Annotated in this window: 6 protein-coding genes; 2 read left to right on the top strand and 4 right to left on the bottom strand. The window is 72.9% G+C overall.

The features are described from left to right. On the top strand, nt 1-1,271 hold a 1,271-nt coding region (gene garD, locus FV230_RS22100), incomplete at its 5' end, for a galactarate dehydratase (RefSeq protein WP_147843930.1). Between the two features lie 105 nt (nt 1,272-1,376). Then, nucleotides 1,377-2,387: an SMP-30/gluconolactonase/LRE family protein gene (locus tag FV230_RS22095; protein ID WP_147843929.1), complete on the top strand. Its 1,011-nt coding sequence runs from the start codon at nt 1,377-1,379 to the stop codon at nt 2,385-2,387. A gap of 7 nt (nt 2,388-2,394) precedes the next feature. Here FV230_RS22095 and FV230_RS22090 read toward each other — a convergent pair whose 3' ends face one another. The 4 genes from FV230_RS22090 to FV230_RS22075 form a co-directional block, all read right to left on the bottom strand. Then, nucleotides 2,395-3,684, bottom strand: a complete 1,290-nt coding sequence (locus tag FV230_RS22090; RefSeq protein WP_147843928.1) for a hypothetical protein — start codon at nt 3,682-3,684, stop codon at nt 2,395-2,397. Between the two features lie 14 nt (nt 3,685-3,698). Then, on the bottom strand, nt 3,699-5,192 hold the full coding sequence (locus FV230_RS22085) for a lipopolysaccharide biosynthesis protein (protein WP_243935769.1): 1,494 nt from the start codon (nt 5,190-5,192) through the stop codon (nt 3,699-3,701). Between the two features lie 52 nt (nt 5,193-5,244). After that, nucleotides 5,245-6,537 (bottom strand): glycosyltransferase family 4 protein, encoded by a 1,293-nt coding sequence (locus FV230_RS22080; RefSeq protein ID WP_147843926.1) that lies wholly within the window; start codon nt 6,535-6,537, stop codon nt 5,245-5,247. Beyond that, the coding region (locus FV230_RS22075) for a glycosyltransferase (protein ID WP_147843925.1) at nt 6,518-7,052 on the bottom strand (535 nt) is incomplete at its 5' end. The genes FV230_RS22075 and FV230_RS22080, both read right to left, overlap by 20 nt.

Raw genomic sequence — 7,052 nt, 5'->3', positions numbered from 1 at the left:
CCCCCGCCCTCGACGCGCTGGAGATGGCGACCCGCGTGCCGGCGCCCCTGCCGCCGCTGACCGGCTGCACCTTCGAGGGGTTCCGCAACCCGGACGGCTCGGTCGGCACCAAGAACATCCTCGCGATCTCGATCAGCGTGCAATGCGTCGCCGGCACCCTCGACGTGGCGATCCGGCGGATCAAGGCGGAGCTGCTGCCGCGCTTCCCCAACGTCGACGACGTGGTCGGGCTGACCCACGCCTACGGCTGCGGCGTCGCGATCAACGCGCCGCAGGCGGTGATCCCGATCCGCACCCTCCAGAGCCTCGCCCGCAACCCGAATTTCGGCGGCGAGGTGATGGTGGTGGGCCTCGGCTGCGAGAAGCTCGTCTCCGAGCGCCTGCTGCCGGACGGCGACGACGCGCAGGACGGCGGCGTCGTGCGGATGCAGGACGAGCGCCACCAGGGCTTTTCCATGATGCTCGACAGCATCATGGCGATGGCCGAGGCCCGGCTCGCGATCCTGAACCGGCGCCGGCGCGAGACCTGCCCGGCCTCCGACCTCGTGGTCGGCCTGCAATGCGGCGGCAGCGACGCGTTCTCCGGCGTCACCGCCAACCCGGCGCTCGGGTACTGCGCCGACCTGATCGTCGCCGCCGGCGGCACGGTCCTGTTCTCGGAGGTCACCGAGGTCCGCGACGCGATCCACCTGCTGACGCCGCGCGCCAAGACGCCGGCGGTGGCCGAGGCTTTGGTGCGCGAGATGGCGTGGTACGACGACTACCTCGCCAAGGGCGAGGCCGACCGGCGCGCCAACCCGTCCCCCGGCAACAAGAAGGGCGGGCTGAACAACATCGTCGAGAAGGCGCTCGGGTCGGTCGCCAAATCCGGCACCTCGGCGATCTCCGGCGTGCTCGCCCCGGGCGAGCGGGTCCGCGAGAAGGGCCTGATCTTCGCGGCGACGCCGGCGAGCGACTTCGTCTGCGGCACGCTGCAGCTCGCCTCCGGGATCACCCTCCAGGTGTTCTCGACCGGGCGCGGCACGCCCTACGGCCTCGCGCAATGCCCCGTGATCAAGGTCGCGACCCGCACCGATCTCAGCCAGCGCTGGTCCGACCTGATCGACCTCGACGCCGGCCGCATCGCCACCGGCCACGCGACGATCGAGGAGGTCGGCCGCGAGCTGTTCCAGCTCATCCTCGACGTCGCGAGCGGGCGCAAGACGCCGTGGTCCGACCGCTGGGGCCTGTTCAACGACCTGACGCTGTTCAACCCGGCGCCGATCACCTGAGGGTTCCGACGCCACGGAAGGAGCGGACACGCCGCACGCCATGCGCCGTGCCCGCCGGGGACCGAGCGACGGACAGGCCGGGACGACACCGGCCGGGAGGACACGATGGGCGCACTCGATCGCCGGACCCTGCTGGCGCTGGCGGGCGCCGCCGCCACGACGGCGTGGGCCGGGCCTGCGCAGGCCGCCTTCGAGCCGTCCGAGCGCCTGCCCGACCCGGCGATCGAGATCCTCGACCCGTCGTTCGCCCGGTACCGGATCTTCTCGGCGACGGTAGAGCGGATCGCCACGGGCTTTCGCTGGGCGGAAGGGCCGGTCTGGCTCGGCGACATGCGCTGCCTGCTGTTCAGCGACGTGGTCAATGACGCGATCATGCGGTGGGACGAGGCGACGGGCACGACGAGCGTGTTCCGCAAGCCCTCGAACTACGCCAACGGCAACGCCCGCGACCGCCAGGGCCGCCTCGTCACCTGCGAGCACAAATCCCGCCGGGTGACCCGCACCGAGCACGACGGCACGATCACCACCCTGTTCAGCGGGTTCGACGGCAAGCCCGCCAACGCCCCGAACGACGTCGTCTGCCGCTCCGACGGCGCGATCTGGTTCACCGACCCGGCCTTCGGCCCCAACCCCTACGAGGCAATGGCCCAGCCGGAACGGCCGGGCCAGGTCTTCCGCCTCGATCCGCGGACCGGCGAGGCGAGCGTCGTCGTCGCCGACATCGCGGGCCCGAACGGGCTGTGCTTCTCGCCCGACGAGACCAAGCTCTACGTCATCGAATCCCGCGCCCAGCCGAACCGGGTGATCCGGGTCTACGACGTGGTCGGGGACGGCAGCGCGCTCGCCGACGGCCGGGTGCTGTTCGATTGCGGCAGGGGCACCGCGGACGGGTTCCGGGCGGATGCCGACGGCAACCTCTGGTGCGGCTGGGGCATGGGCGCCGATCTCGACGGCGTCCTGGTGATCTCGCCCGAGGGCAGGGCGATCGGCCGGATCCGCCTGCCGGAGCGCTGCGCCAACCTGTGCTTCGGCGGCGCCGACGGCAACCGCCTGTTCATGGCCTCGACCAAGTCGATCTACGCGCTTTCCGTCAACACCCGGGGCGCGGTGCGGTAGGGCCGCCCTACACCAGCTCGAGGATCGCGAGCCGGTCCGTCACGCCGAGGGTCAGCGTCCGGGCCGGGCCGAGCGTTTCCACGCCGACGGAGCCGTCGTCGGCGAAGCGGTGCAGCCGCGCCGCCTTCGGGACGCCCGAGAGGGTGAGGGTCACGCCCTGCGCCGGCGCGTCGGGCCGTGCCCGGCGTTGCACCCGGTCCCAGCCGTCGATCCCGAGCCAGAGCGGCACGAGGACGGCGCCGTCGCCGCGCAGGAAGCGGATCGCCTGGAGGTCGCGCGGGGCCGCGTCGAGAGCCACGTCGAGGGCGGGGCCGGCCAAGTCCGGGCCGGCCCGGAACAGGCGCATCAGGTTGGCGACCGCGGAAAAGGTCGGCGTGGCTGAGCCGTCGAAGCGCAAGAGGCCGAACCGGCCTTCCGGGTCGCCCTCGCCCCGGTCGACCGAGGCGGCCAGCTCGTAGAGGTAGGTGCGGCGGATGCCCTGGAGGAAGCTCCACAGCAGCAGGCGGGGCGTGTAGCGCGCCCGCACGGCCTCCGAGACCGGGAAGTGGAAGCTCCGGGTGGCGAGCGCGGTGTGGTAGCCGTTCTCGGTGGCGAGCAGCGGCGCGCGGCCGAAGATGGGCTGAGCGGCGGCGACGAAGCGGCGCAGGTCGCCGTTGCCGGCGTTCTCCGGGTGCTCCATGCCGGGGTAGGGGTGGATGTTGCCGTAGTCGACGGCGTTGGCTAGGGACTCCGCCGCCGCGACGTTGGCCTGGACGTAGCTCGGCCCGGCGACCTTCACCGCGCCGCCGGCGTTGCGTGCCGCCCGGTAGAGCGCGCGCTGGTGCTCGGCCGAGGCAAGCGGGCGGCCGGCGCCGGCGGCGATGTTGGGCTCGTTGCTGCCCTCGGCGATCGCGAGCCCGCCCGCGCTCCAGGCGGCGATGTCGGGCAGGCGCCGGGGCGGCACCAGCGGCCCGACGTCGAGCCCGTCGTAGAAGACGAGGCTGAACCGGTAGCCGGCCCGCGCCAGCTCGGCGATCCGCCGGAACTGCGGCGGCGGCCCCGATGGCGGCCCGCCCGCCGGCAGGACGATGTCGTCGCGCAGGTGCCGGATCCCGAGGGCGTCGAGCGCCGCCGCGCAGCGCGCGAACCGGTCGACGTACGGGGTCCCGTCGTGCCCGAAATGGGTGTTGATGCCGACGGACTGCGCGAAGTCCTCGCTCGGGTACGACGGCAGCGGGCCGGCCAGAGCCGGGCGTGCCGCCAGCGCCGACGCGCCCGCCGCCAGCACGAGGCGGCGGGTCGGTCCATGGGGCCTCATCGATCGCACCTCGTCTAAGGCGTCGCGGCCGCGGGCACCGCCTCGGCGCGCGGCGCGGCGGCGGCGACCAGGGCGGCCTTGCGGTTCAGGATCAGCGCGACGCTCCGGCGCAGCGGCGCGCGCAGGAACAGCAGCGCCAGGATCCCGTAGACCAGGATGCCGAGGCCGATCGCCGCCGCGAGGCCGGCGTGGTCGCCGAGCCGCGCGTAGAGGCGATCCTGCGCCAGGAACACGGTGGCGCCCATCGCAAGCGAGCAGGCGAGGATCGGCGCCAGCGAGGCGGCGACCGCCAAGGTGCCGACCGGCACGAACCGGCCGGCGGCCCGCACCACCACGGGCGAGAACAGGTAGGCGCGCAGCACGTGCCCGACCACGAGGGCCGACAGGCCGAACGGCGCCGTCACCAACGAGGCCAGGATCGTGATCGTGAACTGCGCGGCCGACAGGACCAGCGCGGTGCCGGTCCGGTCGGAGGCGGTGAAGATCATCCACAGCATCGAGGTCGCGACGAATTCCGGGCCGAGCAGCGCCAGGATGCGCAGCACCGGCACCGCGTCGCGCCACTGCTCGCCGAAGAGCAGCGGCACGAGGTGCGGCGCCACCACGGCCATGCCGACGAAGGCCGGCAGCGCCAGCACCGCCGACATCGCGACGAAGCCGTCGAAGGCCGCGGCCAGGTCGCGCGGCCGGTCCTGCAGCCGGGCGTAGGTCGGCAGCGCGACCGCCGCGAGCGGGATCACCGCGACCTGGCTGATCAGGTCGATGCAGCGCCAGGCCATGCGCAGCAGGCCGATATCGGCGGTGGAGAGGAAGTAGGCGGCGACCACCTCCTGGCTGCGGATGCTGAGGGTCAGGAGGAGCTGGGTCGAGAACACCCGGGAGCCGAAGGCGAGCTGGCGGCGGGCATGGGCGCGCACGAAGCGCCATCCGGGAAGCCACGGAAACGCCGCCCAGGTCAGCAGTGTCGTCATGCCGGTGGCGAGCAGCCGCTGGATCACCAGGCTCCAGACCCCGAACCCGTTCAGCGCGAGCGCGATCGCCACCGACCCGCCGATCAGGTTGGCGACGAGGGCCCGGATCGCGAGGCTGCGGAAGCCGAAGAGGCGCTGCAGCCGCGCCTCGTGGATCACGCCCGCGGCCGCGATCACGAAGGTGGCGGCGAGCGCCGCCAGCACCGGCTGCAGCTCGGGGATCCGCAGCATCCACGCGATCGGCCACGACAGCGCGACCAGCGCCAGCCCGTAGAGGCAGCCGGAGGCCAAAGCCACCCAGAAGGCGGTGTCGACGAAGCCGTCGTCGAGCCGGTCGGTCTGCACGACGAGGTCGGGCAGGCCGCCCCGCGTGACGATGAGCAGGATGTCGATGAACACGACCGCCACGGCGACGAGGCCGAACTCGCTCGGGTCGAGCAGGCGCGCCAGCACCAGGAACACCACGAAGCTCAGGACGACGTTGCCGATTGCGCTGACGGCGACCCACCCGGCCGCCCGGACGGAGCGGCCGGCCATATCGTCCCGGGTCGCAGCCGCGTCCGGCGCCGCGGCGGACGGGCCGGGCGGGCTAGGCGCCATGATGGATGCCGTGCGCTGGCGACGGTTCCGGCGCGATGCCGCGGCGCTCGGCGAGAAGCTCGGCGTAGAGGTCGAGATACTTCTCGGCGACGCGCTCGGAGGTCGATTCGCGCAGGACGTGCTGGAACGCGCGCTCGTCCGGCAGGCTGGCACGGCCGCGGGCCAGCACCGTGCGGATGCGGTCCGCGAGGTCGGGCGCGTCGCCGGCGCGAAACAGCCAGTCGACGTTGTCCTCGCCGATCAGCTCGGGGATGCCGCCGGAATCGGCGCCGATCACCGGCACGCCCATGGCGTAGGCCTCGTAGACCGTGCGCGGCGAGGGCTCGGCCCAGAACGAGGGCACGACGAGGACGTCGACCTCGGTGAGGAAGTCCTTCGGGTCGACCCAGCCGACGAACTCGATCGGCAGCCCTTCGGCCTTCGCCTTGAACCGCTCGATCGAGTCGTCCATCGCCTGGCCCGCGATCAGGCAGCGCCAGCCGCCGGAGGCGGGATTCCCTTCGGCGGCGTGCGCGCGTGAGCCGATCTCGGCCAGCGCGTCGATCAGCGTGCCGACGCCCTTCTCGACGTTGATCCGCCCGAGATAGCCGAAGGTCATCGGCTTGGCGCTCCGGTCGACCCGGCGGCGCGCCTCGGGATCGCCGTCCGGCACCGTGCAGGAATAGTAGATCACCCGTCGCCGCTCGGGAGCGAGGTGGCGGAACAGGCCATGGTCGACATGGGTCTGCAGGATCCGGGTGCCGACGCTCGCCACCGCGTCGACCCAGCGGTTGGTCAGCTGCTTGGAGGCGTTCACGACCTTGCAGCCGAGGTGCCAGTGCGTGCACGGCGCGCCGTGCTTGAACATCGCCGCGTTGCCGCAGATCAGGTCGTACTCGCAGACCGTGTGCACGATCGGGATGTCGCGCCGGGCCGCCTCGCGCCAGACCAGCGTCGAGATGTCGAGCAGCGAGTGGGTGTTGACGACGTCCGGCCGGAAGTCGTCGAGCACCCGGCCGAAATCGGCGGCGATCGCGAAGTTCCACTGCTGCTTGAGCTTGGCGGCGTTGCGCGCGAAGCGGCCGTGCTGCGCCCAGTCCTCGAGCCAGAAGTCGTTGTGATGCGCCATGCGGTAGACCGTGACGCCGTTGCGCACGGTCTTGGGCTCGGCCTGCCGCTCGATGCAGGCGGCGGCGACCGTGTGCCCGAGGCCGGCGAGCTCCTCGGCCAGATGCTCGACGGACCGCTCGGCGCCGCCGACGATATGGGGCGGATAGAGCGAGCTAAGGTGCAGGATGCGCATGGCGCCTTGATCCTTGAGGCGTTGATTCTCGAGGCGTTGACCCCTGGGACGTTGACCCTTGGGACGCCGATCCGTGGGCGACGGCGGGCTCACGGGCGAGGAGGCTGCGGTAGAGGTCGAGGTAGCGGGCGGCGACCGCCTGCGGCCGAGTTCCTTCGGCGACCGCGGCGGCGTTGCCGAGGCCGGTCGCGAGGCGGGCGGGGTCGGCGACGATCCGCGCCATAGCGGCGGCCAGCGCCGCCGCGTCGCCGGGCGGCACGAGCCAGGCGGGATCGTCGGTGCCGACCTGCTCGGCGATGCCGCCGACGGCGGTGCCGATCACCGGCACGCCGCGGGCGTAGGCCTCGGCCACCGTGCGCCCGAAGGCCTCGGGCCAGACCGGCGGGACGACGAGGCAGTCGATGCCGTCGAGGAAGGCGTCGGCCGCGACGAACCCGTCGAAGGCGACGGGCAGCCCGGCGGCGAGGCCTTCGTAGCGGTCGAGCCCGTCGACGGCGCGCCCGGCGATGCGCAGC

This window comes from Methylobacterium sp. WL6 (genome assembly GCF_008040095.1).
Lineage (GTDB): Bacteria > Pseudomonadota > Alphaproteobacteria > Rhizobiales > Beijerinckiaceae > Methylobacterium.
This window is presented reverse-complemented; position numbering and strand designations above follow the sequence as displayed.